This is a genomic window from Nocardia sp. NPDC050408, from assembly GCF_044458905.1.
GTDB lineage: Bacteria > Actinomycetota > Actinomycetes > Mycobacteriales > Mycobacteriaceae > Nocardia.
The window spans coordinates 181,418-208,210 of sequence record NZ_JBITIL010000014.1 but is presented as its reverse complement, the minus strand read 5'-3'; the positions used below and the strand labels follow the sequence as shown (position 1 = coordinate 208,210).

25 protein-coding genes and 1 pseudogene are annotated in these 26,793 nt (G+C 65.1%); 17 read left to right on the top strand and 9 right to left on the bottom strand.

What is annotated here, in order from left to right:
- From ACIBJI_RS31320 to ACIBJI_RS31295, 6 genes and pseudogenes are all read left to right on the top strand, one after another.
- Nucleotides 1-507 (top strand): annotated as a pseudogene (locus tag ACIBJI_RS31320) (pyridine nucleotide-disulfide oxidoreductase); the annotation flags it as partial.
- Nucleotides 508-537: 30 nt separating this feature from the next.
- Nucleotides 538-1,680, top strand: a complete 1,143-nt coding sequence (locus tag ACIBJI_RS31315) for an Mrp/NBP35 family ATP-binding protein (protein ID WP_364347927.1) — start codon at nucleotides 538-540, stop codon at nucleotides 1,678-1,680.
- A 316-nt stretch (nucleotides 1,681-1,996) separates the two neighbouring features.
- Nucleotides 1,997-2,890 (top strand): class I SAM-dependent methyltransferase, encoded by an 894-nt coding sequence (locus ACIBJI_RS31310; protein ID WP_364347930.1) that lies wholly within the window; start codon nucleotides 1,997-1,999, stop codon nucleotides 2,888-2,890.
- Nucleotides 2,891-3,672: 782 nt separating this feature from the next.
- The gene (locus ACIBJI_RS31305; protein ID WP_364347933.1) at nucleotides 3,673-4,839 is read left to right on the top strand and encodes a lipase family protein; all 1,167 of its coding nucleotides are present in this window, start codon (nucleotides 3,673-3,675) and stop codon (nucleotides 4,837-4,839) included.
- 159 nt (nucleotides 4,840-4,998) lie between these two features.
- Nucleotides 4,999-6,165: an epoxide hydrolase family protein gene (locus ACIBJI_RS31300; protein WP_397086969.1), complete on the top strand. Its 1,167-nt coding sequence runs from the start codon at nucleotides 4,999-5,001 to the stop codon at nucleotides 6,163-6,165.
- A 108-nt stretch (nucleotides 6,166-6,273) separates the two neighbouring features.
- Entirely contained in the window at nucleotides 6,274-6,651 is a 378-nt protein-coding gene (locus tag ACIBJI_RS31295; protein WP_364347939.1) for a PPOX class F420-dependent oxidoreductase, read from the top strand.
- Between the two features lies 1 nt (nucleotide 6,652).
- Here ACIBJI_RS31295 and ACIBJI_RS31290 read toward each other — a convergent pair whose 3' ends face one another.
- From ACIBJI_RS31290 to ACIBJI_RS31275, 4 genes are all read right to left on the bottom strand, one after another.
- Nucleotides 6,653-6,916 (bottom strand): helix-turn-helix transcriptional regulator, encoded by a 264-nt coding sequence (locus ACIBJI_RS31290; protein ID WP_364347942.1) that lies wholly within the window; start codon nucleotides 6,914-6,916, stop codon nucleotides 6,653-6,655.
- A gap of 62 nt (nucleotides 6,917-6,978) precedes the next feature.
- Nucleotides 6,979-8,196 (bottom strand): cytochrome P450, encoded by a 1,218-nt coding sequence (locus ACIBJI_RS31285; protein ID WP_364348439.1) that lies wholly within the window; start codon nucleotides 8,194-8,196, stop codon nucleotides 6,979-6,981.
- 373 nt (nucleotides 8,197-8,569) lie between these two features.
- Entirely contained in the window at nucleotides 8,570-9,742 is a 1,173-nt protein-coding gene (locus ACIBJI_RS31280) for an aminoglycoside phosphotransferase family protein (protein WP_397086967.1), read from the bottom strand.
- Nucleotides 9,743-10,126: 384 nt separating this feature from the next.
- Nucleotides 10,127-11,755: a hypothetical protein gene (locus tag ACIBJI_RS31275; protein WP_397086965.1), complete on the bottom strand. Its 1,629-nt coding sequence runs from the start codon at nucleotides 11,753-11,755 to the stop codon at nucleotides 10,127-10,129.
- Nucleotides 11,756-11,952: 197 nt separating this feature from the next.
- Here ACIBJI_RS31275 and map point away from each other — a divergent pair, with 197 nt between their 5' ends.
- Nucleotides 11,953-12,717: a type I methionyl aminopeptidase gene (gene map / locus ACIBJI_RS31270; RefSeq protein ID WP_364347951.1), complete on the top strand. Its 765-nt coding sequence runs from the start codon at nucleotides 11,953-11,955 to the stop codon at nucleotides 12,715-12,717.
- Nucleotides 12,718-12,723: 6 nt separating this feature from the next.
- Here the strand turns inward: map and ACIBJI_RS31265 are convergent, their stop codons facing one another.
- A complete protein-coding gene (locus ACIBJI_RS31265; protein WP_397086963.1) occupies nucleotides 12,724-13,446 on the bottom strand; it encodes a glyoxalase in 723 nt (240 codons plus the stop codon).
- A gap of 108 nt (nucleotides 13,447-13,554) precedes the next feature.
- Here ACIBJI_RS31265 and ACIBJI_RS31260 point away from each other — a divergent pair, with 108 nt between their 5' ends.
- Both ACIBJI_RS31260 and ACIBJI_RS31255 read left to right on the top strand, forming a co-directional pair.
- Nucleotides 13,555-14,103 carry a PadR family transcriptional regulator gene (locus tag ACIBJI_RS31260; protein ID WP_364347957.1) on the top strand — a complete coding sequence of 183 codons (549 nt, stop codon included), beginning with the start codon at nucleotides 13,555-13,557 and terminating at the stop codon, nucleotides 14,101-14,103.
- 44 nt (nucleotides 14,104-14,147) lie between these two features.
- The gene (locus ACIBJI_RS31255) at nucleotides 14,148-14,531 is read left to right on the top strand and encodes a PPOX class F420-dependent oxidoreductase (protein WP_364347960.1); all 384 of its coding nucleotides are present in this window, start codon (nucleotides 14,148-14,150) and stop codon (nucleotides 14,529-14,531) included.
- On the opposite strand, the gene ACIBJI_RS31250 is transcribed toward ACIBJI_RS31255, so the two are convergent.
- From ACIBJI_RS31250 to ACIBJI_RS31240, 3 genes are all read right to left on the bottom strand, one after another.
- Nucleotides 14,532-15,923 (bottom strand): metallopeptidase TldD-related protein, encoded by a 1,392-nt coding sequence (locus tag ACIBJI_RS31250; protein WP_397086985.1) that lies wholly within the window; start codon nucleotides 15,921-15,923, stop codon nucleotides 14,532-14,534.
- Between the two features lie 8 nt (nucleotides 15,924-15,931).
- Complete coding sequence (locus tag ACIBJI_RS31245; RefSeq protein ID WP_397086961.1) at nucleotides 15,932-17,461, bottom strand: TldD/PmbA family protein; 1,530 nt, start codon at nucleotides 17,459-17,461, stop codon at nucleotides 15,932-15,934.
- Between the two features lie 111 nt (nucleotides 17,462-17,572).
- Nucleotides 17,573-18,340 carry a glucose 1-dehydrogenase gene (locus ACIBJI_RS31240; RefSeq protein ID WP_364347966.1) on the bottom strand — a complete coding sequence of 256 codons (768 nt, stop codon included), beginning with the start codon at nucleotides 18,338-18,340 and terminating at the stop codon, nucleotides 17,573-17,575.
- 86 nt (nucleotides 18,341-18,426) lie between these two features.
- Here ACIBJI_RS31240 and ACIBJI_RS31235 point away from each other — a divergent pair, with 86 nt between their 5' ends.
- A complete protein-coding gene (locus ACIBJI_RS31235; protein ID WP_397086959.1) occupies nucleotides 18,427-18,750 on the top strand; it encodes an ArsR/SmtB family transcription factor in 324 nt (107 codons plus the stop codon).
- A gap of 76 nt (nucleotides 18,751-18,826) precedes the next feature.
- Entirely contained in the window at nucleotides 18,827-19,480 is a 654-nt protein-coding gene (locus ACIBJI_RS31230) for a helix-turn-helix domain-containing protein (protein WP_364347969.1), read from the top strand.
- 5 nt (nucleotides 19,481-19,485) lie between these two features.
- Here ACIBJI_RS31230 and ACIBJI_RS31225 read toward each other — a convergent pair whose 3' ends face one another.
- Nucleotides 19,486-20,253, bottom strand: a complete 768-nt coding sequence (locus tag ACIBJI_RS31225) for a TSUP family transporter (protein ID WP_364347972.1) — start codon at nucleotides 20,251-20,253, stop codon at nucleotides 19,486-19,488.
- Nucleotides 20,254-20,308: 55 nt separating this feature from the next.
- On the opposite strand from ACIBJI_RS31225, the gene ACIBJI_RS31220 reads away from it, so the two are divergent.
- From ACIBJI_RS31220 to lnt, 6 genes are all read left to right on the top strand, one after another.
- Nucleotides 20,309-21,487, top strand: a complete 1,179-nt coding sequence (locus tag ACIBJI_RS31220) for a sensor histidine kinase (protein WP_397086957.1) — start codon at nucleotides 20,309-20,311, stop codon at nucleotides 21,485-21,487.
- A gap of 70 nt (nucleotides 21,488-21,557) precedes the next feature.
- On the top strand, nucleotides 21,558-22,217 hold the full coding sequence (locus ACIBJI_RS31215; protein ID WP_364347978.1) for a response regulator transcription factor: 660 nt from the start codon (nucleotides 21,558-21,560) through the stop codon (nucleotides 22,215-22,217).
- Between the two features lie 84 nt (nucleotides 22,218-22,301).
- On the top strand, nucleotides 22,302-22,781 hold the full coding sequence (locus ACIBJI_RS31210; RefSeq protein WP_364347981.1) for an FxsA family protein: 480 nt from the start codon (nucleotides 22,302-22,304) through the stop codon (nucleotides 22,779-22,781).
- Between the two features lie 91 nt (nucleotides 22,782-22,872).
- Entirely contained in the window at nucleotides 22,873-23,160 is a 288-nt protein-coding gene (locus ACIBJI_RS31205; protein ID WP_364347984.1) for a hypothetical protein, read from the top strand.
- A gap of 27 nt (nucleotides 23,161-23,187) precedes the next feature.
- Entirely contained in the window at nucleotides 23,188-24,780 is a 1,593-nt protein-coding gene (locus ACIBJI_RS31200) for an amidohydrolase (protein WP_397086955.1), read from the top strand.
- A gap of 25 nt (nucleotides 24,781-24,805) precedes the next feature.
- Nucleotides 24,806-26,464: an apolipoprotein N-acyltransferase gene (gene lnt, locus ACIBJI_RS31195; protein WP_397086983.1), complete on the top strand. Its 1,659-nt coding sequence runs from the start codon at nucleotides 24,806-24,808 to the stop codon at nucleotides 26,462-26,464.
- Nucleotides 26,465-26,793: the final 329 nt, after the last annotated feature.

Here is a 26,793-nt window from a genome sequence, read left to right as displayed (position 1 = left end):
ACCGAGCGCACCCAGCTCGACGGCACCGGCAATGTCAAGGGCACCGGCGTGTTCAAGGACTGGGACATCCAAGCGGTCTACCGCGCCGTCGGCTATCTGTCGCAGAGCATCGCGAAGCTGCCGTTCGATGATCACGCGGGTGTGGTCCCGAACGAGGCGGGCCGGGTGCTGGTCGACGAAGGCGCAGACGGCGCCGCGCGTTTCATGCCTGGTGTTTACGTCACCGGCTGGATCAAGCGCGGTCCGCTCGGATTGATCGGCCATACCAAGGGCGATGCCAACGAGACCGTGGCCTGCCTGCTCGATGACCGCGAGAGGCTCTCGGGCGCAAAGGATCCCGCACCGGAGGCGGTCATCGATTTCTTGACGGGCAAGGGCATCCCCTTCACCACCTGGCAGGGCTGGTACCGCCTCGACGCCCATGAGCGCGCCCTCGGCGAGCCGGAGGGCCGCGAGCGCGTCAAGGTCGTCGAACGCGCGGACATGCTGCGCGCCAGCTTCGCCTGATCTAACCTTCTCGAGAAAGCCGGGTCATCCATGTCGATCACTGCCACGCAACCTTTGACGGAAGAGGGGATTCGGCAGGCGTTGAGCCTCGTCGAGGATCCGGAAATACACCGCCCGATCACCGAACTGGATATGGTCGCATCGATCGCTATCGACGCCGCGAATCACGTCAGTGTTGGAATTCTGCTCACCGTGGCGGCCTGTCCGCTGCGCGAGCGTATGGTCCGAGATATCCGGGAGGCGGTGCTAAAGATTCCTGGAACCAGTTCCGTAACAGTCGAATTCGGCGTCATGACCGACGAACAGCGCACCGCGCTGCGCCGGCGGATTCGCGGTGATGACGAGCCGGTGATCCCCTTTGCGCAGCCCGGTTCACTCACGCGTGTCTACTGCGTCGTATCGGGTAAAGGCGGTGTCGGAAAGTCCAGTGTCACTGTGAATCTCGCCGCTGCCATGGCGGCAGATGGGTTACGCGTCGGCATTCTCGACGCCGATATCCACGGCCATTCGATTCCCGCCATGATGGGTGTCGATGCGCGCCCCACGGCGGTGGACCGAATATTGATGCCACCCGCCGCGCACGGCATCAAGGTCATTTCGATCGGCATGTTCGTCGAGGGCAACGAGCCGGTTGTCTGGCGCGGCCCGATGCTGCACCGCGCGTTGCGGCAGTTCCTCGTCGATGTCTATTGGGGTGATCTCGACGTCCTGCTGGTCGACCTGCCGCCTGGCACCGGCGATATCGCGATCTCGCTGGCCCAGATGCTGCCGACGGCAGAGTTGCTCGTCGTCACGACACCCCAGCAGACAGCGGCCCGAATCGCGGAACGGGCTGGTGCCGTCGCGGCCCAAACGAAACAGCGGGTGGCCGGGGTGGTCGAGAACATGTCCTGGTTCGATGGGCCCGACGGTTCTCGGCAGGCGCTCTTCGGCTCCGGTGGCGGCGCGCTGGTCGGCGAGCGGCTCACCGCGATCCTCGGTGTGAATTGTCCGCTACTCGGCCAGATCCCGTTCGATCCCGACGTATGCGCCACGGGAGATCAGGGCATACCGATGGTGATCACCGATCCGGAATCGACCACTTCGGCAACGTTCCGCGCTATCGCGACCACATTGACCGACAGGCCTCGCGGCATCGCACGGATGAGCCTGGCGGTGCATCCGACCGGCTGATTTCGCTATCGCGGAATGGACACGATCACACCTTGTGCGGTTGTATGACAGCCGTGATCCGGTTTCGATCCGGTCTGGTGCCACTCGACGAGGTCACCTCATGGGTCGAGCTTCGAGCCCCTGCCGACCACCCGTAGCACGCGGTAGCCGTGTTCCCGAAGACGCGGTCGTATGATCGAGTTCGTAACCAGCTCTGCCCATCGACAGCAGCATATTTGCCACGCCGAACAAGAGGGCTCCGCTTCCTCGCTCGAGCGTTATCCCGGATTCCGACTTGTCAGCCATGGCAATCAGGACACTTCGAGGGGACAGCATTATGCGTACCGAAGGCGATACCTGGGACATTGTGAGCAGCGTCGGCATGACAGCACTCGGTGTCGCGGCCGCACGCGCTATCGAGACGAAACGGCCCGATGCCCTCGTCCATGACGAGTACGCCGCCCAGTTCGTGGTGGCATCCGGCGATTCGGACATGAACCGACTGATCAACGATCCGACGCTGTGGGCGCAGATCCCGTTCACCTCTGGATTCATCGGATATCGAAGCAGGTTCTTCGACGAATTCTTCCTGTCCCCGGCGGCGGACGCGGTGACCCAGGCGGTGATTCTGGCTGCCGGGCTGGATGCCAGGGCCTACCGGCTGGATTGGCCGCCGGGCGCGGTTGTATTCGAGATCGACCAGCCCAAAGTGCTGGAGTTCAAACGTCAGGTGCTCACCGAATCCGGCGCCGTGCCGCGATCGGATCGGCGTGAGGTGGCCGTCGATCTGCGAGGCGACTGGCCTGCGGCGCTCGTCGAGGCGGGCTTCGATCCGACCTCGCCCACCGCATGGTCGGCGGAGGGGCTGCTGCCATACCTGCCAGGCGTCGCACAGGATGCCTTGTTCGCACGGATCGGTCAGCTTTCGGTGCCCGGTAGCAAGGTGGCGGTGGAGACTGTCGGCAAGGGAGTCGATATCGCCCGTATCGCCGAGCAGGAGTCGGAACACTTGAAAGACACTCCGTTCGGCAAGGTCGACCTCGCGTCACTGTTCTACACCGACGAACGCACCGATCCGGCTGAATTGCTCGCCGCCCGCGGGTGGACCACCTCATCCCTGCGCCTGCGGGAACTGGCCGAACGCTACAACCGTCCCGTGGCACCGGTCGCGGAGCCGCTGGCGCAAATGTTCGACAGCACGCGATATCTGACGGCTGTCAAGCCGTTCTGATTCGGCGGCGACACCGTCTCCGGCCGCGTCCACATCTGCGAATTCGACCGGTTGCGAAGCGGCAGTTCACATTTGAACGATGCGATCTACCACGATCGCTACCGGCGAACGGCCTACGGCTGGAGATTCACCGAGCAACTCGCCGCTGGTGGGATCACCGCCGGGACAGAACTGACCGGGCGTGGACGTATCCGTTGCCGAGCTGCACCGGTGATCATGCGGCGCCCACGGGGGCGTCGCACCTACAGGCAACCCTATGGGCAGCATCGCGTTATGTATGGCCTCGTCGAGATCGACGACATCCACCTCGCGAGCGGTCGACCTGAACGCCGCATGCGGCAGTAGAGATGATTGCCCCAGATTCGCTTCTTGCCGAACGAATGCCAGTTGATCGCCGGTGGCGCGTGCGCGCAGCGATACCAGCGGCCCGGTGTCGGCGCGTATGCGGACCCATGCCCCTGGGAGGTGGAGCCCGCTCGGCTTGGGCCCGTACATCGAACGGCATCGCATTGTGCTGGGGCCGCGTCCGTCGAACCTGGTTCGGCGAGCCATGAGCGGGCAGTGTCCGAGATCCACGCGTTCTCGCCCCGAAGTGTCATTTTCGGCGCATTCGACTCTTTCCTCGAGTGTGTCGCTGTAGATTTGCCGGCGATGGGATTTGGATTCAGCCTTGCTTGGCACTAATGCCGCGACAATCCGTGGAGGTCAAGGTCGTGACTCGTCCGTTTCATCTTCGAATCCCCCGCAGCCGGTGCGGCGGTTTGGCCGCTGCCCTCGGTGCATTGGGTGTTGCACTCGCGCTGATGCTGGCGACGACGGCAACCGCAGAACCGCTGTATCCGGTGCCCGATCCCGACCCGTTCTACGCCGCGCCGGCGGATCTGGGCGCGCACCAACCCGGCGACGTCCTCGACGTGCGGGCAATGCCGCCGGTGCCCCTCTTCCCTGGCGCCACCGCCACAATGGTCAAATTCCGGTCGACCGACTCGCACGGCGGGCCGATCGCGGCGACTACCACGATTCTTACCCCCTTCGGCCACCATCCCGACGGGCCGTTGCTGTCATATCAGCATTTCATCAATTCGCTGGGCACCGGCTGCGCGGTATCGCACACGCTGTACAACGGCGATGTGAATCTGGCGGCGACGGCCTCGATGTTGAACGTCATGCTGCAGCAGGGGTGGAGTATCGCGATGCCGGACCATCTCGGACCGCAGTTCGCTCTCGGAGCGGGGCATTTGGGTGGCCACATCGTGTTGGACGGTATCCGGGCGGCGAAACATCTGCCCGAACTCGCGGTGCAGCGCAGTCCTGTCGCGATGGCGGGCTACTCCGGCGGCGGCCTGGCCACTGCATGGGCGGCAGTGCTGCAGCCCTCGTATGCGGCTGAGTTGCGGATCACGGGCGCGGCCATCGGCGGTGTCCCGGTGAATTTGGTGACGATGGCGCAGGCGTTGGGCCTCGAGTCGCACCCGGCCTTCGGCCTGGCCATGGCGACGGCAATCGGTCTGGAGCGGGAATATCCGAACGAAATGCCGACCAGCTTGTATCTGAACCCGCGTGGCATCGCGCTGCGTGACGCCATGGCCAATCGCTGCACCAATGAGATCCTCGCCATCGGAGCCAACGGCAGCGCGCGTGAGTTCGTCACCAGCACTTCGGTCTTCGACAGGCCCGAAGCCCGGACGGTGGCGGAGGACAACAGTCTGGAGCTCTACCCTGCGGTGCCGGAAATTCCCATGTTCGAATGGCATTCGCCGAGCGACCCGCTGATTACGGTCGATGCCATCAACATAACCAACCGCCGCTGGTGCAATGCCGGCGTGCAACTGCAGACCGAGGTGGTGTCGGTGCCCGAGCATTTGTCCGCGGCGGCAGCGGGCGCCCCTGAGGTACTGCGGTGGCTCAACGGCCGGGTTCACGGAGAGCCCGCGCCTGTCGCCTGCTGATATCCCTATCAGATCCTGACGGGGTCGATATCGAGGTGTTCATCCCGCTCTTCGTGTGAGCCGCCCCCTCACCCACGAACTGGCTGAGAAGGGAAGCTCAACGAATTCGGACCCCATTGCGGAAGCAGGTCTTCCGCAATGGGGTCCAGAGTGGTCCTCATGACGAAAACAGCGACTATTCGCCCCTTCCGGATCGACATTCCGCAAGCCGAGCTCGACGAGCTGCGTGCGCGGCTCGCGAGCGCGCGTTTGCCGCATGCGGTGCCCGGTACCGAATCCGATTGGGGGCGTGGGATTGCGCCGGATTACCTGCGGGAGCTGGCCGAGTATTGGCGCAACGGGTTCGACTGGCGGGCGCAGGAGGCGAAGCTCAATGCGTATGACCAGTTCACGACCGAGATCAATGGGCAGATCATCCATTTCTTCCATGTCCGGTCGCCCGAGCCGGATGCGGTGCCGCTGCTGATTACGCATGGGTATCCGAGTTCGGTAGTCGAGTTCCTCGAGCTGATCGGGCCGTTGACCGATCCGCGTGCGCACGGTGGGGATTCGGCGGATGCGTTTCATGTCGTGATTCCGTCGTTGCCGGGTTTCGGTTTCTCCACACCGCTCGCCTCGGCCGGATGGGAGTTGGCGCGCACCACCGAGGCTTTCGCCGAGCTCATGGCTCGGCTCGGCTACGAGAAGTTCGTCGCCCAGGGCGGTGATATCGGTGCGGGCGTGACCGGGCGTCTGGCCGCCACGCATCCGGAGCGGGTCATTGCGACGCATGTGAACAGTGACCGGGGCTCGCTCGGTCTGGTGGGGGAGCAGCTGCCGATGCCCGAGGGTTTGACCGAGGACGAACTCGCCGCCATCGAGGCCGCGCGGGCCCGGTGGAATCAGCAGAAGGGGTACCTGGTCCTGCAGACCACCCAGCCCAATGCCATTGCCGCCGCGCTGACCGATTCTCCGATTGCGCAACTGGCGTGGATCGCGGAGAAATTCCAGGTCTGGACCGATCCGGCCCGCGCAACCGGCGAGGCGGTCGACCGTGACCTGCTGCTGACCAATATCAGCGTCTACTGGTTCACCCGCAGTGGCGCTTCGGCCGCTCAATTCCTTTGGGAGACAGCACATTCCGATTTGGATTGGGTGGCATCGTCGGGCGTGCCGCAGGGGTGGGCGGTATTCAATACCGATCCATTGATGCGTCGGGTGATGAACACGGAAGGGTATATAGAGCACTTCAGCGAATACGTGGAGGGCGGTCATTTCGCGGCGCTGGAACAGCCGCAACTCCTCGTGGGCGATATCCGAACGTTCTTCCGGGCCTATCGCGGCTGAGCAGGTGTAATGGGCGGGCGCCGGCTCGCCCCATTACGTCGTCAGGCGTAGGGGCGAGTCTGTCCGTATACGGATGTAGCGGCGATCGCACCGGCCTACCGTTTCGGTATGACTTGGAACGAAGTGAGCACGAGCAGTTACGCCCTGCTGACCACTTACCGGAAAGATGGCACACCGGCCGGTACCCCCGTGTGGGTGGCTCCGGACGGTGAGCGGATTGTGGTGTGGACCAACCCGAAGACCTGGAAGGTCAAGCGGATCCGCCGCAATCCGGCGGTGACACTGCAGATATGCGACGGCCGCGGCCACCCGAAGAGCGAGGAGAAGGTCGCGGGCAAGGCCGAGCTGCTGGATGCGGTGGGAACGCAGCGGGTGCGTGATCTCGTCTCACGCAAATACGGGATCATCGGCACCGTGCTGATTCGCCTGCACAAGCTGTTCAGGGGCGCGGACGGCTCGGTGGGGATCGCGATTACACCGGCGTAGGTCAGGCCGATTCCGCGAGGCTCGCCGAGCGCCAGGTGTCGGCGAGTTCCTGCAGCGGAATCTCCAGGGCCGCCGCCAGCGACACGATCGTCCCGAATGCGGGCGTCGGTAGCCGTCCGGTCTCGATCTTGCGCAGCGTTTCCGGTGAGATTCCGGCCGCCTGAGCAATACGAGCGGGTTCGCGATCGGCGCGCGCGGCACGCAGTCGGGCTCCGAGGCGGCGACCGGCCTCGACCTGGGCGGGAGTCAGCGGAAGTCGGACCATGCGTCCAGACTATGGACGGTATTTAAATACCGCAAGCTCAACCGTTGTACTTCACCCGACCTCTAGCGTCTGGTTGCGTGCGGGTCAGGTGGACGCACGGGTTCGAGGTGCGCGTTCAAAGGAGGGGCGGGTGGAAAGGTGACCGGCAGTTCCGTCAGTGCCCGGTGGAATGGGCCCGGCCGCCATGTCGGCGTGCCGTCCGGTACGTCGAGCCGGATTTCGGGCAGGGCATCGAGGAGCTGGTCGATGGCATCCTGAGCGATCAAGTAGGCCAGGGATTGCGCGGGGCAGGCGTGTGGGCCGATACCCCAAGCCAGGTGGGAGCGATTGCCTGCCAGGTCATCGGTGCGGATCGAAGGATCGTTGTTGCAGGCGGCCATGCTGATGACGACCGGCTGATTGGCAGGCAGCCACACGCCGTCGACAAGGATCGGCTGGCGAGGGTAGGTGATGAGCAGGTTCGCCAGCGGCGGGTCATCGAACAACACCTCATCCAAGGCCTCCCGCGAGGACAGATTGCCGCCCAGGACACTGTCACCGAAACGATTGTCGGTGAGGATCAGCAGAAGGGTATTAACGATCAGGTTCAGTTCGAACTCGATGCCCGTGCCGTAGACCTGCGAAACATGGTGCGACACCTCCACGTCATCCAGCGCGGCCGGATGCTGTTGCAGGACCGAGGTGATGTCGTCCCCGGGCTCCGTTCGTTTGAGGGTCACCAGATTCATCAGTGCCGCGCCGAGCATCTGGCTGCCCTTCTCGGCATCGACCCCCTCGAGCAACGCGGCCGTGCCGGCGGCGACCTGCTGCCCGATCTCCGGCGGGCAGCCGAGCATGGAATTGACGACTTCGAACACCAGCGGGTAAACGTACTGGCTGATCAGCTCCGCGCGGCCGTTCTGGCAGAAGCTGTTGATCAGGGGGGTCGCGATGTCCTCCACGATGTCGTGCATGGCGTAGAGATCCACGGCGTCGATGCTCGCGCTGATCGCCTGCCGATACCGCACGAACTCGGTCCCGGTGCTTCTGCTGGCCATGGGACGCCATTCCAGCAGCGGGAGGATCGGGCAATCGGCGGGGACCGTCTTCTGCCAGGCGCGCGGATCGGCCGGGAAGTGATCGGGATCGTTGAGAATTCGCACTGCGGCGTTGTAGCCGATCACCAGCGTGGCGGGCACGCCGGGCGCCAGTTCGACCGGCGCCAAAGAGCCGTACTGTCTTCGCATTTCACGGTATGCGTGGTGCGGATCGGCGGCGAACTCCGGCGAGTGCAGCGGCATTCGCGGGCCGTCGGAAGCGATTGGCGAGCCGTGGATGACCGGGCACGACTGCGGGCGCACCTGGGACTGCGGCGTACTCAAGAAGAAGACTCCAGACTGTTCGTATTGCAGGTTGCTGTGGACTGCGCTGGGCCGAGCCGCTGCTCCGGAGAGCGCAGTAATCCTGCCGCCTCGGCAGGAACCGGTCAATGGCATAGCGGACAGCAAGGCACTGGAAACCATTCCGGCAGAATCTCTTCACGCACCTGAGCTTCAGGCCGGCGACTACGAAAGTGCGGTAGTCGGCGATGCGCATGGACTGCCGAGGCAGACACGCCGCGATGGTCGGGTGCGGACCTGACGCTGCGCAAGTACCGCACCCGTCTCGGCGGGACTAGACGCCGAGGGCTCCCAACGAATCGTGATCGTCGATCGCGGCGGTGATGCGCTTCAACAGCGTCAGGCATGTTTCGGTCGATTGCATCTTGGGTTGATACGCGGCACGGCCGATCGTGAAAGCCCATGCCGCGTAGGCGAACATGGACTGCTGCCGATACAGCAGCCAGGCGTCGTCGAACGACGGCACCTCGCCGCCGGCGTGCCCGAGCTCGTCCAGGTATGCCTCCAACAGTTCGCGGTCCCACGCACGCCGGTCCTCGGGCTCACATCCGGAGTTGACGGCATAGGCGAAATCGTGCGCCCACCCGCCACGCATCACCACCTGCCAGTCCACATACCCCATTTGCCCGTCGCGAGTCTTGTAGGTTTGCCCGATGTGTGGGTCGCCGTGTAACAGGGTCGCGGGAACGTCGTCGGTCGCGATCGCGATGGCCCGTTCGACACCCGCCCACAACCGCTCGCTCTGCCCGTGCAAGGCATCGGGAACGACCTCTTCCGCCCGGCGCAGGCCGACCTCACAGCGCTTCTTCATATCAATCGCGGCGAGATAAGCGTCGAGCATGTAGGACGGGGTGTTGAGGACCGCGATAGACGAGTCCTCCCAGAATGTGCCGTGCAACCGGGCGAGATTGCGGATCAGATCTTCGATCTGGTCGCGGGCGATGGGGGCGGTCGGCTCGCTGAACACGGCACCGCGCGTTGCGACGATATCCTCCATGAGCGCGATCGACCGCCACGACGACGGATCGGAGGCGCCCCAGTAGCCGATCGGCGCCTCCATCTCGACTCGCGGCCGAAAGTCCCGGAAGAAGCGGGTCTCTCCCTCGATCATCTTGCCGCCGCCGAGCAGTATGCGCTGGCTGAAGGCCGTAGTCGTCTTCGCGAACAGCTCCGTGGGCAATCCCGCCTGGGTGCCCACCTCGTTGTAGTCGACCTGGATCGCGACCCGGGTGGACGTGCCGCGGCTGCCGTTGGACGTGTCGAACGACAGCACCTCGGCATCGGGAACATCGCGACACAGGACTGCTGTCAGCCACTCGGGCGTGATTTCTTCGCCAGAAACCGGGACATCCTCGATGGACCGCGCTTTCGGACGGGTGACCTTCTCGCCCAGTATATGAGCACTGACCGTGGCGGATCGCCTGAGCAACCAGAGCTTGTGGTTCACGCGCTTGCCTCGATTCCGGAGTACGACAACACTGTCCCGAGCAGCTGGCCGCGAGCGGCCGGGGCCCGCAGACACTACCCCATAATTCCGGAAGACGTTGTACGACAAGGACGTTGCCCAAGTCTCCCGCTCGTCGGCGCAGGCCCTGCATCGCCCGCGCCGGCAGCATGGTCCCGGGCGCGGGTATGTCGCGGTTGGTGTGCGTTCATCGTCGTCGGACTCCGGCTTTACCGAGGCGCAAGTACCGGCCACAGCTGGCGAATCTGCCGGATCGGCGGTTGTGGCGCATCGAAGGCATCGGCTGGTGACGCCACATGTGAGGCCGCAGAAAATGTGCGTCGGACGAGGTGGCCTGCCTATGAGCGGTATCAAATACTGCAAAGCTCAAGTGTTGTACTTCACCCGGAAGGGTCCGCCGACACTGTTGAACAGCAGATCCCCATTCGGAAAGAACTCGACCAGCGCGTAGGCGCCGTTCCCGAGATTGCTCTGTCCGAAGATGGTGCGGTGCACGGTCTTTCCGGTTTTCCAGTCCAGGCCGGTCACCTCCCAGCCGTCGGCCTTGGTGTAGCCGTTGACGAAAACTACGCCGGATTTGCTGCTCTCGGTGGGCACCATGCTCGTGGAGACCACATCGGCACGCGACCACACCGATGACCAGCTGTGGTTGGCCGGATCCCATTGGAACCGCTCGATACCCGACGGTGGCGCGAATACCGGACCGCCCGCGAGCACATCGACGAGCCGGTCCGGTGCGCCTTGCGGCCGTGCATTGTTGACCACGAATGCGCCATAGCCGTCCACCGCGACCGACTGCTCGCTCTGGATGAATTCGGGCTGTGGATTCAGACCGGCCGTCACCTGGATCTGGTCGGCGATCCGATTGGATGCGGTGCCCGGCTTCGGTTGGAACCCTTCGGGAATGGCGTCGCGCCAGAACGCGACCAGTTTCATCCGGTTGGCGCCGTCGGTGAGCACCACGAGCCGGTCGTCATTGCCGTAGCCCATGAGCGTGGGTGTCGAACCGGTGCCGATGCCGAACTTCACCGCGGGCGGCTGCTGCCCGAAATCGTAGGGTGATGCCCACGCGCCGTCGGTGGCGGCGGTCGAGAGTTTGGATCCGGTCCAGACGACCTTGCGCATGATTTTGTCGGAGGCGGCGTAGATCCCGCCTTTGTCGTCCACGGCCATCGCATTGGACACCACCTCGTCGGCGCCGAAGTGGACCTGCTGCGGTTCGCCCTGCAGGCTGCGGTCGATAATCGATAGCCCGCGGGTGCTGAGCACGGCCAATTTGCCGTCATAGGTCATATTCAGGCCGACGATGGATTCTGGTTGACCGCCGAGACCGGGACCGGTGCCCAGCCAGGGTTTGAAGTCGAGGGTGCGCAGAATCCGTACGCCCGCTTCGGGATTGTTCGCATTCGTCAAGCCGAACACGACGATCTGCGCGTTCTGCGTGACGTAATAGACCCGATTGTCCTTGTCGACGAGGCTGTAGACGCCGTTGGCGATGCGTGTCCAATCGACACCCCAGTCGTTGTGCACGGCGGCGTCGACCTGACCTGCGTCGGTGAAGTTCTGGTCGAGTACCTGGTCGAGTGCTTGCGGCGCCAAGGGTTTCACACCCGGTGCGTCCGCGCGGGCGATCTCGTGGAACATGCCATTGCCGACCTGGGCATAGACCACGCCCTGGGTGGAGGAGACCCACATGTGGTCTGGATCGGTGGCGGCGAGCGTCATGATGTTGACCGGTCCCGAGGTGATGCGCTGCTGCTGCTTCGGGTCGATATGGAATTCGCCCTGCGGCGTTGGGTACGGGAAGGTATCGGATTGGCCCGGATCGATATGGGTGAGCCCATAGGTCGCGGCGGCGAGGTAGGGGTTGCGCGCGGGGCCTGCGGCGGTGCCCGACTGGTTCTCGTTCTTCGCCGAATCGCTGCCGCAGGCGGGGGTTGCCATTGCCACGGCCAGTGCGACGGCGATTACGAGTGCCTTGCGGCGGGGGCTCATCGCTTGCTCCTCAACGTTCGCTATCGGGGGAGTCGATCGGGCGGAACGCATGCCGCTCGGGGCGGCGAACAACGAAACAAACCAGTGCTCTTTCGCGTTCGCGAACATAACACATTGCCTGGTCACGCGAGGTGATTGGTATTTTTATACCGATCACCGCTATGCTTGGTATTAAAATACCGAGGTGGAGGTTGGTCATGGTGGAGTTGAAGTCGCCGGGAGAGATCGAACGCATGCGGGTGGCGGGGCGCTTCGTCGCCGAGATCCTGACGGAACTGCGTGCGCTGGCTCGCGTCGGGGTGAATCTGCTGGAGCTGGAAGAGCATGTGCAGCAGCGGATTCGGGAGCGCGGCGCGGTGTCGTGCTATTGGGACTATGCGCCGTCGTTCGGGCGTGGTCCGTTCCGCAATACCATCTGCCTCTCGGTGAATGATGCTGTCCTGCATGGACTTCCATTCGACTACGCGCTGCGCGATGGTGATGTGCTGAGTATGGACCTGGCGCTGGGCATCGACGGGTGGGTCGCCGATTCGGCCACCAGCACGATCGTCGGCACCGCGGATGCGGAGGATCTGCGGCTGATCAAGGCCACCGAGGATGCGCTGGCGGCCGCGATCGCGGTTGCCTTGCCCGGCAATCGTATCGGCGATATCTCCGCCGCCATCGCGCAGGTAGCGCGGGCAAATGGCTATCCGGTGAATACCGAATTCGGCGGCCACGGACTAGGTCGAACGATGCACGAGGATCCGCATGTGCCGAATGCGGGACGTGCGGGCCGCGGGTATGTGCTGCGACCAGGTTTGACCATTGCGATCGAACCGTGGTTCGCGCGCACGACCGACCGGATCTATACCGATCCGGATGGCTGGACGATCCGCTCGGCGGATGGTTCGCGGACCGCGCATTCCGAGCATACGGTCGCGATCACCGCGGACGGGCCGCAGGTGCTGACCGCCGCATAACCAGACTCAATCCGTTTCGGATAGCCAATCCGCGAGATCGGTAGCGGCGCGCAGCTCGGCCGCGACACTCGCGTATTCGGCTTTCGGCAGTGGTATGGCCCTGAGTTCGGCGCGCAACTTCTCTGCCCGCTCGGAATCGCCGGTGGCGACGGCCAATTCGGCCAGTGCCGCAAGCGCACGCGCCTTATCGACGGCCGATGCTTGCGCGCCGTAGCGACGGAGACCGACCTCGAGTACCCGGACCGCCGTCGCATCGTCATTCTTGAAATCGCGCAGGATCCGGGCATTGTCCAAAACCCTTGCCAGGCCGTCGAGTTCGCGGGAACCGCCGTACTCGACGTCTTCGGGCTCATCGCGCTGGATGTAGATGATGGTATTGCCCACCGGGTCGACCACGCTGAATCTGCTTTGGCCGGGGCGGAATCGGGTGATGCGCGGGCAACCCTTCGCGGGGACCTTCCCGTAGCGCTTGCGTAGTGCCGCGGTGAATGCGCCGTGTCGCTCGGCGACATCGTCGAGCATGATCAGGCAGCCGACCTGTTCAGTGGGGAGTTCGATGCTCGGCGGTGCGGCTGCGAAATGGACCGCGCAACCATTGGCCTCGATCGCGCCGTAGGCGTATGGCCTGGTCTGCTCGTGGGTCACCGTATAGCCCAGCGTTCGATAGAAGTCGAGGGTGTCCTTCAGATCGCCGCTCCACAACACCGGAACCGCTGTATTGCTTGTCATCGCCCCTGCCTTATCGCGGTAATCAATTTTGAGTACCCGAGGTTAGGGCGGTGAAATGCTGGAAGTCAAATTTGAGTAGTATGGCGTTTCGGGAGAAGGGATATCCGAATGTCGGCTGTGCGTCTGCTCGTCCTCGGCGTGATGCGGTTGCGTCAGCCCACCTATGGCTACGCCGTGCGTCGCGAACTGCTGTCCTGGCGTGCCGAAACCTGGACAAATGTGAAGCCGGGGTCGATCTATCACGCGCTGAAACAGCTGACGCAGGAAGGCAAATTGAGTGCGTTCGGAACCCAGGGGAGTACCGAGGGGCCGGGGCGGACGCTGTTCGAACTGACCGAGGCGGGGGAGGCCGAGTTCCGCAAGCTCATGGACGAGGCGCTGGTCAGCGTCGATATGGAAGAACTCGGTGCGGGTATCGCGTTCATGGACGCGCTGCCACGGGCGCACGTCATCGAGAGGTTGCGCGAACAACGTCGCAATGCCGCGGCGGTTCGCGACGATCTGCTCGCCATGATCCCGAGCTTCCCCGGCCGGCACGAACCGCCGCATGCCACCGATCTACTCGAGCTGTGGAGCGGCGTGTTCGACAACCTGTCGAACTGGACCGGTGGCGTGCTCGAGCGCCTGGAGGCGGGTGAATACCGGATGTCGGACTAGTGGCAGGTCGCGCCCGCCGGTCAGATGGCGGATAGGCTGCCCGCATGACCAACACGCTGGGTGCGGTCGGCAAGGCCGACTACGTGCTGCTGACCACCTTCCGCAAGGACGGCACACCGGTCGGCACCGCCGTCTGGGCCGCCGAGGACGACGGCAAGCTGTATGTGTGGACCGAAACCAACAGCTGGAAGGTCAAGCGGCTGCGCAACAATCCCGCCGTCACCCTCCAGGCGTGCAACCCGTCGGGTAAGCCGCGCGGTGAAGTCATCGAAGGCACCGGCCGGGTGCTCGATGCCGCCGAAACCGAACGGGTGCGCAAGCTGATCAAGAAGAAGTACTGGCTCCTCGGCCCGATTCTGGTGACCGCGAGCAGTATTCGCCGCGGCAAGTCCGGCACCATCGGCCTCGAGATCACCCCTGTCGGGTAATCAGGTCGCCTGGCTCACCGAGGACATGTGGAAGTCCGGGATGCGCAAGGGCGGCATCGCGGTTCGGGTGAACCAGTCCTTCCATTCACGGGGCAGGGTGGTTTCGGTGGCACCCGCTTCGGTGGTGCGGCGCAGCAGGTCGATGGGGCTTTCGTTGAAGCGGAAGTTGTTGACCGCGGCGGTGACTTCGCCGTTCTCGACCAGATAGACACCGTCACGGGTGAGACCGGTGAGCAGCAAGGTCGCGGGATCGACCTCGCGGATATACCAGAGCGTGGTGAGCAGTAGGCCGCGCTCGGTATCGGCGATCATCGCCTCGATGCTCGCGCCGGAGCCGCCGGTCAGCAGTAGATTCTCACCGGGAACCGTGGTGGGAGCGTCGAATTCGGCCGCGGTCGCACGCGGGTAGACCAGCGATTCGATGACGCCGTCGCGCAGCCAGTCCACGCGCCGGGCCGCAAGACCGTTGTCGAAGACCGACAGCGATTCCGAGGACGACGAAGTCGCCACGAACGGACGATATTCGAGTCCGCCCGCGCTTGGATCGGAATACAGCGTCAAGGGAATATCGCTGAGCCGCTCACCGATTCGAGTGCCACCCGCCGTGGCGAAAGCACTGTGCCCCTCGTGTGCGCCACGGCCCTCCATGGACCACGCCAGATAGATCATCAGGTCCGCGACCGCCGAGGGCGGCAGCAGGGTTTCATAGCGACCCGCAGGCAACTCGACCCGGCGCTTGGACCAATCCAAGCGCCGCGACAATTCGGTGAGCAGCGCGGGTACGTCGACATCGGTGAAGTCCGCGGTGCCGACACCGACCCACGCACTCGCGAGATCCGCACCCTCGCCACGCTTTCCATTGACCTCCACCGAACCGGTCGGCTGCACGAAGCGCCGGCGAATACCGGTGGAGGTACCCAGCCACGTCGTATGCATCTGGTGGTAGGCGAAACCGTAGAGCCGATCAGCGCCGTCGAATCCGCCTGCCAGGTCGCGTGCGAGGTCGGTGAAGATTTCGATCCCGGTGCTGCCGGGTGCGGCCGCCCACTCACTCCCGGCGTCCGGCAGACCATCTGAATCCGGCGTCAGCAGCGGCATCGCATCCTTCGCGGGTTCGGCGGTGCGGGCCGCCGTCTCGCTGGCGCGGACCACCGCCTCGATCTCCGCCGGGTCGACACTGGTGGAGCTGACGCTGCCGACGCGCGCGGAGTTCGGGCCGTCGCGGAAGATCGAAATGACCGCCCAGTCCCGGGAAATCGAGGAGCCATTGGTAGTCATCGAGTTGCCCGCCCAGCGCAGCGATGCCTCGTGCGCATCGGTGACGATGACCATCGCCTCGTCCGCGTGCGAGAGTGCCAGCGCCTGCTCGACGACCGCCCCTGCGGGCATCATCACCTCGATCACTGACCTGCCTCCGTCCGGGTGTTGAGAATGTTGATGCCGCGCACCAGGATCGACGGGCAGCCGTGGCTGACCGCGGCGACCTGACCGGGTTGGGCCTTACCGCAGTTGAACGCGCCGCCGAGGCGCCAAGTGGACGGACCGCCGACTGCCTCCATCGCACCCCAGAAGTCGGTGGTGGTGGCCTGGTAGGCGACATCGCGCAGCTGGCCGTCGAGCTTGCCGTCGCGAATGCGGAAGAACCGTTGGCCGGTGAACTGGAAGTTGTAGCGCTGCATATCGATCGACCACGACTTGTCGCCGACGATATAGATGCCGTTCTCCACCCGCGAGATGAGTTCGGCAGTGCTGGTGTCGTTTTCGGGGTCCGGTTGCAGCGAGACATTGGCCATGCGCTGGATCGGCACATGGTGGGGTGAGTCCGCGTAAGAGCAGCCGTTGGAGCGTTCGAGGCCCAGGCGGGGGGCGAAGACTCGGTCGAGTTGATAGCCGACCAGAATTCCGTCGCGCACCAGATCCCAGCGCTGTCCGGCGACGCCCTCGTCGTCATAGCCGACCGAGGCCAGACCGTGCACCTCGGTGCGGTCACCGGTGACGTGCATGATCGGCGTTCCGTACTTCAGGGTGCCGAGCTTTTCAGGGGTCGCGAACGAGGTACCCGCGTAGGCCGATTCGTAGCCGATGGCGCGGTCGTATTCGGTGGCGTGGCCGATGGATTCGTGGATGGTCAGCCACAGGTTGGTCGGGTCGATCACCAGGTCGGTGGGGCCCGCCTCGACGCTGGGCGCCTTCACCTTCTCGGCCAGCCAACCCGGGATCTGCGCGAGTTCCGCACTCCAGTCCCAGATTCCGTCCGCGCCGGTGACGTACTCCCACCCGCGTCCGGCCGGTGCGGCGAGGGTGCGCATGGTCTCGAAAACACCCGCCGCCGCGTCCACGGTGATCGCCTCGAGCTGCGGATGCAGGCGCACGCGCTGCTGCGTGATCGCGGAACCCGCGGAGTCGGCGTAGAAGGTCTGCTCCTTGACCTGCAGTACCGAGGCGGTGACGTGATCGACACCGTCGGCGGCCGACAGGCGGCTCGAATAGTCCTGCAGCACAGCGACCTTATCGGCGGTCGGAACCGTGAACGGGTCCAGGTGGTAGGCCGAAATCCAGTGCACATTGTCGTATCGCGGCTCGTCGGCGAGTTCGACGCGCTCACGATTGAGGGCGCGCAGGGTCGTCGCCACCGTGACCGCCCGCCGCGCCACCTCGGCCGCGGTCTCCGGGGTGAGCGCGGCATGTGAAGCGAAACCCCAGGTGCCGTCGACGATCACGCGCACGGCGAAGCCGAGGTCGGTGGCATTGCTGATCGCCTCGACCCGCCCATCGCGCAGTCGGATCGACTGGGTGACCAGTCGATGCACCCGCAGATCGGCGTGCTGCGCGCCCGCCGCACGCGCCGCGGACAGGGCAGCGTCGGCGAGCGCGTGCAGTGGTAACGCAAGGAATTCGGCGTCCACGTCCTTGGAAGTCGCGATGCTCACCAGACCCAACCTAGTCGGTCGCGCTGATGAGCGCCGCTTCCGATGCGTTGACGCAGACCTTGCGGACATGCATCGACTGCAATGCCGCACGATATGCCCAGCGGCGCAGTTCTAGACCATGGCCGCAGGGGTGGCGGCGACGAGTCCGCCATCGATGAGCAGGTCCTGTCCATTGATGTATGACGCCTCGTCGGAGGCGAGAAAGGCGACTGCTGCGGCGACTTCTTCCGAGGTTCCGATGCGCCCGGCCGCCACTGTGGAGATGGCGGCGGCCTGTACCTCCGGCGACGCTTCCGCATAGAACGCGGGAGTCCCCGTGTAACCCGGGCTCACCGAGTTGACCCGGATTCGCCTGGGTGCCAGTTCGGCCGCCAATGTCCGAGCCAGGTTGTGCACCGCCGCTTTGGTCGCCGAGTAAAGCGCCGCGCCGGGCCCGCCCCGGTGCAATGCGAATGATGCGTTGATCACGATCGTGCCGCCATCGGCCAGCATGGGGACGGTCTGCTGGATGGTGAAGAACGCGGCCTTGAAATTGATATCGACGACTCGGTAGAACTCGGCCTCGGTGATATCGGCGACCGCCTGGAATGAACCGACACCCGCATTGGCGAAAACCACGTCCAAGCGTCCGTAACGGTCCCGGATCGCGGTCGTCAACGCCGCCAGATCGGCGAGATTCGCTGCGTCGCCGGGTATCCCGAGGACGCGATCGCCACCGTTCAGCTCTTCGACCGCGGCGTCCAAGCGGGACTTGTCACGCCCGGTGATGGCAACCCGCCCACCCTCGTCGAGCAACCTGCGCGCGGTGGCCAACCCCATACCGCTGGTTCCGCCGGTGATCAGCGCGATCTTGTCGTCGAATCGGGAATTGCTCGGCATGGCACGACCTCTCATACAGTTGAATAGTTCGATAACATATGAACAGTTCGACTGTATGTCAACAATCGAGTAATCTGCTCCGCGTGATGACGGCACATCCCGAGCGGGATCGGATCGAGTTGGCGAATGTGTTCGCCGCACTGGGAAATCCATTGCGGCTGCAGATCGTTCGCGTGCTCGCGGATGGGGCGGAACACACCTGCGGTTCGATCGTGGACGGTGTGCCCAAATCGAATCTGACACACCACTATCGGGTGCTGCGCGATGCGGGCATCATCTGGCAACGTCCGGCCGGCCGGGAAACCTTGCAGTCGTTGCGCCGTGACGATCTCGACGCCCGATTCCCGGGTTTGCTGGATTCGGTGATCGACGCGGCCCGCCGGGATGAATCGCACGTGACTCGAATTTGATCACGGTTTGGCAGCATGGCGCGCGCGAAAGTCGTGGTTACCGTACCCAAGTCGGGTTATGCCGTACTGTGCCCGCGTGCCGCCATCCGCCCTCCGTGATCGCAAACGGGAACGTACCCGCCGTGCCCTCCTCGAGGCAGCCGTCGAACTTTTCGAGAACAGAGGTTATGAGGAAACCACGGTGGCCGACATCGCCGCCGCGGCCGAGGTCGGCACCCGGACCTTCTTCAACTACTTTGCCAGCAAGGAAGAGTTGCTCTTCCCGGAACAGGACGAACGGGTGCGCGCCGCGGTGGCGGCCATCGCGAGTCGTCGGCCCGGCGAGCGGCCGGTGGAGGTGCTGCTGCGCGCGTTGCGGGCGGCCGGCGACAATCCAGGTGAACACCTCGTCGATGACCTGAGTGCGCGCATTGCCGCACTGCGCGCACAGGTGTCGCGCACCGTGCCCGCGGTCAGCGGACGGGCCGCGCATGCGCAACTGGTCGCGCAGCGGGAGATCGCGAGGCAGTTGCATATGGCATTTCCCGCCGAATTGGACGATGTCGGCGCCGCCGCATTGGTCGGTGCCGTGGTCGGCGCGGTCTCCGGTGCGTTGACGGTGTTGTTCCAGAGTCCGGTGGCCGGAGTGGACGGCGAGCGGTTGCACCGCCAGATCCACGAAACGACCTCACGGGTGCTGCAGCCCTGGCTCGCCTCGAATGCCAAGATGCATGCCGGACCTATGCACTGATCGCCTCACCCGAATTGCTGCCAGCCCAACCGGATCACCATGCCGGTGACGACCACCAGCAGTACCACGCGCACGAACTCCCCGCCCTTGCGTAAGGCCATGTGCGAGCCGATGATCGCGCCCGCCACATTGCCGACCGCCATGGCCGCGCCCAGCGCGAACATAATGTGGCCGGTGACGCCGAAGAAGATCAGCGCGCCGAAATTGGATCCGCAGTTGATCACCTTCGCCATCGCGGCCGCGCGCACGAATTCGGTACCGAGCAGGGTGGCGAAGGTAATGATCAGAAAGGTGCCCGTGCCGGGGCCGAGCAGTCCATCGTAGAACCCGATCAACCCGGCGGCCAGGGCGATCACGAGGACGAACTTGCGCCGCGTCGGTGGGTGCGTGGCCAGGGTGATGCCGATCGACGGGCGTAGCGTGACGAACACCGCGACGCCGACCAGCACCACCATCACGATCGGGATGAACAGGTCGCGATCGATCAGGGATACCGCTGCCGCGCCGGTCGCTGCGGTGACCGCCGCGATCGCCGCTGCTGGCAGCAGCGTGCGCCACCGCATGGGAACTTTGCGCGCGAAGGTGATGACCGATGCGCTGGTGCCCGCGACCGCGGCGAGCTTATTGGTGCCGAGTGCGGTCTGTGGTGCGATGCCCGGTGCGACCAAGAACAGTGTCGGGAGAATGATCAATCCGCCGCCGCCGACCACCGCATCAACCCAGCCCGCGGCGGTCGCGGCCGTTAGCAAGGCCGCCCAGTCTGCAAAATCCACCCGGCCAGCCAACCAGATGGTTGGATCGGGCCCGTCCGCACCTAGGCTGATGGTCGTGCGCCGGTTCAGTCTGTGGCTTCGCGGCAAGCCCCTCATCTCGGACTCGATGCTGGCCGCCGTACTGATGCTGCTCGAGATTCTCGGGGTCGGCAATTCCGATAGCAAGCTGGCCTACCTCGGAATCGGGGTGCTTTTGCCGGTACCGGTGGCGTTTCGGCGGCTGTACCCGCGAGCCATGGCGGCCGCGATGCTCGGACTATCGATCGCCTCGACGTTGGTGAGCTACGCCTCCGAGGACAACGCCGACCACATCGCGCTGCTCGGGCTCGGCATCATGCTGTACACGCTGGTCGCGTATGTCGGTCGCAAGGAAGGACTTTGGTACGCGCTCGGCCTGATCGCCGACTGCACCAGCTCATTTTTCTTGTTACACAAGCCATCCGGATCTGATCTGATCTTCACCGCGATGTTCTACGCGCTGTGCTGGACGCTGGCCGAGTTCATCGGCGCGCGCCACGCCTATGACCAAGAGGTGGCGGCGCGGCTGGCGGTCGCCGACTACGACCGGGAACGCCGCGCGCACGATGCCGTCGCCGCCGAACGCACCCGCATCGCCCGCGAACTGCACGATGTCGTCGCCCATGCGGTGAGTGTGATCATCGTGCAGGCCGACGGGGCGAAGTACGCACTGCGCCGCGATCCTGACTCGGCCGAACGAGCCTTGACCACGATCGCGAGCACCGGTCGCGAGGCCTTGCGGGAATTGCGGCGGACCGTCGCGCTGCTGCGCATCGAGCATGCTCCGGATCAGTTGCCGCAGCACGGAACCGCGGGCCTGGCGAAGGTGGTCGAGATGATGCGCGATACCGGACTCGCGGTGGAACTCGAAATGACCGGCGAGTTGGACGATATCGCCCCGGAGGTGAGTCTCGGCACGCACCGCATCGTGGCGGAATCGCTGACCAATACGCTGCGCCACGCGGGCTCGCACCCGAAGGCGTGGGTGCGGGTGCAGCGCCGCGAAACCGATGTGGCCATCGAAGTCACCGATACCGGCGGGGTTCCCGTGCAGGAGCAGGCCGCGAGCCCGATAGTCGGCGGTGGTATGGGATTGGTCGGCATGCGTGAACGCATCGCCGTACTCGGCGGCACGCTCGAAGCGGGCCGCACATCCGATGGCGCGTGGCGGGTATACGCGACTATCCCGCTGGTGCGCGGAAACGAAAACGGTTAGCCGCAGGCCTGTTTCGCGGCCGCCCGCACTGTGCGAAAAACACGCTGGACGGAGCCGATAGATTAGGGACGTGCCGATTACCGTTCTCGTTGTCGATGATCAGGAACTCATGCGCATGGGGTTGAAGATGGTGCTCGGTGCGCACCCGGACATCGAGGTGATCGGGGAGGCCGAGAACGGGGCGGCCGCGATATCCCGGGCCAAGGAGATGCGGCCGGATGTGGTGCTGATGGATGTGCGGATGCCGGTCGTCGACGGGGTATCGGCCACGCAGCGTATCGTCGAGGCCGGTGACGGCTGCAAGGTGCTGGTCATGACGACCTTCGATCTCGATGAACACGCATTGGGTGCGCTGCGAGCTGGCGCGAGCGGATTCCTGTTGAAGGACACGCCGCCCGAGGATCTGGTCTCGGCGATCCGAAGTGTGGCGGGCGGTGACGCGGTGGTGTCGCCGAAGGTGACCAAGCGACTGCTGGACCGGCTCATCGCCGACGACCCCGGTGGCATGCGAGATCCGGCGATACTCGAGGTGCTGACCGCGCGTGAACGCGAGGTGCTCGAGCAGATCGCGGCGGGGCGGTCCAATGCCGAGATCGCCGAGCAGTTGTACCTATCCGAGGCCACCGTCAAGACGCACGTCGGGCGGGTGCTGACGAAACTCGGTCTGCGCGACCGGGTTCAAGCCGTAGTACTGGCCTACGAAACCGGGTTGGTGCGGCCGGGCGGCTGAGGTCTCAGCCAGCTATCAGGCTGGATCGGGAGAAAAATCGAACCGCGCGACGTTGAACCGGGTAGATCGTCCGAAAGGATCGCCATGCCCGCCGTACTGTTCGTGCTCTACGTCATCGTCGAGATTGCCGCGCTGATCGGCGTCGGCCACCTCATCGGTGTAATGCCGACCATCCTGCTGCTCATCGCCGGCTCCGCGGCGGGCATGCTGCTCATCGGTTCCCAAGGCCGTCGTGTCTTCGAACAGTTCCGACGCGCCGGGCGCGGTGAGATCAATCCGGGCACCGCGGTCGCCGATGGCGCGCTCGTCGCCGCGGGCGGGTTCCTGATGTTCATCCCGGGCCTGGTCACCTCGTTCTTCGGGCTGCTTCTGCTGCTGCCGCCGACCCGCTTCCTGGTCCGTCCGCTGGTCGCCGCGTTCGCCGCGCGCCGCTTCAGCCGTCTGGCCGCGGCGATGCCGTACCGCGGCGTGATCATCGACGGTGACGATGTGGTCGACGGCACGGTTGTCACCGAGTGGTACGACGACCCCCGCCCCTCGACACGGCCGGCCCTCGGCGGCTGATCGGGTTCACGCCGAGCCGCTTCCATAAACCGTGCCAACTATCACCCTCGTGCCCATTTCGTGAGACGGATCAAAGGGCTAGGGTGGCCGGATGGCGACCGAAGAGCTCACCGTCACGGTGAGCGAGGAGCTGGCAGCGGCGGTGCGGCAGGCCGCGGCGGCTGCGGGACAGTCGATTTCCGGATTCACGGCTGCGGCATTGCGGCTGGAGCTGATCGCGGTGGAGGCCGGTATGCGGGCCGCGCCCGGTGCCGCGCCGCCGAGATACTCGGAGGTCATGGCGGTACTCGCACAACCCGCGGACGTTTCGCCGCCGACCATTTCGAGCGACCTGCAAGCAGTCGCTACGGAGCGGAGACTGTCCGACTCGACGGACTGAAAAACCCATACGGCAGACTGGTATCTCGTGAGTACCCAGTTGCTGATCGGCGGTCGTTTCTACAGCTCGAGTTCACCCGACGCGACGGCAATGGCCGTGACCGACGGCACCGTGGTGTGGTTGGGCGCCGAGCAACCGGGTCGTGCGCTGCATTCGGATGCGGAGATCATCGACCTCGACGGTGCATTCGTGGCACCGGCGTTCGTCGATCCGCACGTGCACGTGACGGCACTGGGCTTGAAGCTGACCGGACTCGATCTGTCGACAGCACGGTCACTCGAACACTGTCTGGAACTGCTGCGCGCGTTCGCGGCGTCGCATCCTGACGGCGCGATTCTCGGCGACGGCTGGGACGAGACCGGGTGGCCGGAGCGGCGGCCGCCGACGGTCGAGGAGATCGACGCGGTGGTGCAGCCGGCCCGGCAGGTGTATCTGTCACGGGTGGACGCGCATTCGGCGGTGGTGTCATCGGTGTTGTTGACTGCGGCAGTCACTGCCGCGGCGGGATTCACCCGGGGTGCACCCCTGCGTGCCGACGCACATCATCTGGTGCGCACCGCGGTTCTCTCGGGATTGGATCGCGCACAACGGGATCGGGCGCGCAAGGCGGCGCTGGACACGGCGGCCGCGCACGGTGTTGTCGCCGTGCACGAGTGTGCGGGACCGGAGATCGCCGGGCGCACCGATATTCGTGAGTTGCTCGAGTTCGAGCACGGTGTGCAGGTCCGGGCCTATTGGGGTGAGGCGGTCCGTACCGCGGATGAGGCGCGGGCGCTGGTCGCCGAACTCGGGGTGCACGCGCTCGGCGGCGATTTGTTCGTAGACGGTTCGATCGGCTCGCGCAGCGCTCTGCTGCGCGCGCCTTACGCCGATCACGCCGGAACCGGTCTCGGCTACCTCGACGCGGACACGATCGCCGCACATGTGCGCGCCTGCACCGAGGCGGGCATCCAAGCCGGATTCCACGTCATCGGCGATGCCGCGATGGACGCTGTCGTAGCCGGATTCGGACAGGTGATCGACGAACTCGGCGGCCCGGCCGTCGCGTCCCGCGCGCACCGCGTCGAGCATGCGGAGATGATCGACGCCGATCAGATCGCGAAACTGGCCGCCTGGGGCGTAATCGCCAGTGTCCAACCAGGTTTCGATGCGACCTGGGGCGGCCCGGACGGCATGTACGTCAGCCGGCTCGGCGCCGAACGGGCCGCAACGCTGAATCCCTTCGCGGCCATGGCCGCGGCGGGCATCGCGCTCGCCATCGGCTCGGACGCACCGGTTACCGCACTCGACCCCTGGTCGGCGGTCCGGGCGGCCGTCAACCACCGCACCTCCGGCCACGGCCTCTCGCCCCGTGCCGCCTTCGCCGCCGCCACCCGCGGTGCCTGGCGCGCGGGCGGACTTCGCGACGGTGTGGCGGGCACCCTGGTTCCGGGAGCTCCCGCCTCCTACGCGATTTGGGACGCCGCCGATCTCGTCGTGGCCGCAGCCGCCGATACCGTCCAACGGTGGTCCACCGATCCGCGCTCCCGAGTTCCTGGCCTGCCCCCGCTCGGCCCCGACGCATCCCTGCCCACCTGCCTGCGCACCGTTCACCGCGGAGTCACTATCCATGAGGCCTGAAATACCCGGCGCGGCTCTGCGCCGCATGGTGGGCGTGCTCGGTCGGTTTCCGGTGCTGAGTAGGTCGGTTGCGGCGGTGGTGTCGGGGCTGTTGATCTTCGGGAGCTTTCCGCCGCGACCGTTCTGGTTCCTTGCGCCGATCGGGATCGTGGTGCTGACACTGACCGTGCGCGGCGCCGCGCGGTTGCGTGGGGGATTCGGGTACGGGTTCCTGGCGGGGCTCGGGTTTTTCGTGCCGCTGTTGCCGTGGACCGGGATCTACGTTGGGCCGGTACCGTGGCTCGCGTTGTCGACGGTGTGCTCCTTATATATCGGGCTATTCGGGCTTCTGGCGCGGTTGTTGTTTTCGCTGCCGGGGTGGCCGGTGTTGGTCGCGTTGACGTGGACGGCCACCGAGTGGCTGCGATCGAGTTTTCCGTTCGGCGGATTCCCCTGGGGGCGCTTGGCGTTCGGTCAGGCCGACGGCTGGTATCTGTCGCTGGCGATGGTCGGGGGAGCGCCGCTCATCGGGTTCGCGGTGGCGCTCACCGCGACCGCGGCGGCGGCACTGCTGGTGTACTTGTGGACTCACGTGACGGTCGCGCCGACCGACGATCCGTCGTCTGCCGAGCGGGGTCGTGCTACCACCCGCGTTGGAATTATCGCCGCGGCGGTCACGCTCGTTGTCATCCCGATCACCGGAGCGATCCTCCGGACCGCGCTGCCCGGCCCGGAGCAGGGCGACCGGACGATCACCGTCGCCGCCATCCAGGGTAGCGTGCCGCGGCTCGGGCTGGACTTCAATGCCCAGCGACGCGCCGTACTGGACAACCACGTCCGGCGCACCGAGGAATTGGCTCGAGCGGTCGCGGGGGGAAAGACACGCAAGCCGGACGTGGTGATCTGGCCGGAGAACTCATCCGATATCGACCCGCTGCGCAATGCCGACGCGGCCGCTGAGATCACCGAGGCGTCCGAGCAGATCGGCGCGCCGATCCTCGTCGGCGCCGTGCTGGTTAACGGCGACCGCACGACGACGAACTCGGTCATCGTCTGGAACGGCGCGGCCGGTCCGGGGGAGCGGCACGACAAGAAGATCATCCAGCCGTTCGGCGAATACCTGCCGATGCGCAGCTTCTTCCGCCTGTTCTCCGAGTACGCCGACCGCGCCGGATACTTCGTGCCCGGGCACGGCGACGGCACCGTCCACGCCGACCCCTTCGAGCGCCCGGCAAGCAGTCGCTACGGAGGCGGCGTCGATATCGGCGTCGCGACCTGCTACGAGGTCGCCTTCGACCGCGCCTTCCGCGATTCCATGCACGCGGGCGCGCAATTGCTGACCGTGCCCACCAATAACGCCACCTTCGGCGACAGCGAGATGACCTATCAGCAGTTGGCCATGTCCCGGGTCCGCGCCGTCGAGCACGGCCGCGCCCTCGTAGTCGCGGCCACTTCCGGTGTCAGCGCCATCATCACCGCGGACGGCACGGTCCAGCAGCAGACACCCGAGTTCGTCCCCGCCGCACTGGTCGCCGAACTGCCATTGCGCAGCGACACAACACTCGCGACTCGATTCGGCGCCCGATCGGAACTTCTTTCGGTTATCCTGTCCGCTGCTGCCGTTGTCGTGGGAGTTATCCGGCGGCGAAATGCTCGCGACAAGTACGCGAACGACCAGGCCGCCATGGACGAGCCGGTCGGCTGAGCTCGCGAGATCGTTCGAGCGCGATGAATAGGGCTTTCTCCTAACCAAACAGTTGGTATGTTTCTGGGCTTTGAAACCGTCTTTCGGTCTGCCCTGAGCGTTAGCGTGCAGTTAGCCAGACTAGAAATCAGGGCTGGCGTAAGTCGTTGTTTTCCGGTGTTTATGCTGCTCAGGCCGCAAATCTGGAGAATTTGCGGAAATATATCTAACGAATGTGCCTTGCTGCCGACGTCGTTCGAAGTGAAACAAATCCGCAACGCTGGCCATCCGCTGCATTCGATGCTCCGAATCTATGGGCGTGGATCACGTCCTACGGCTGGCGCGTGCGC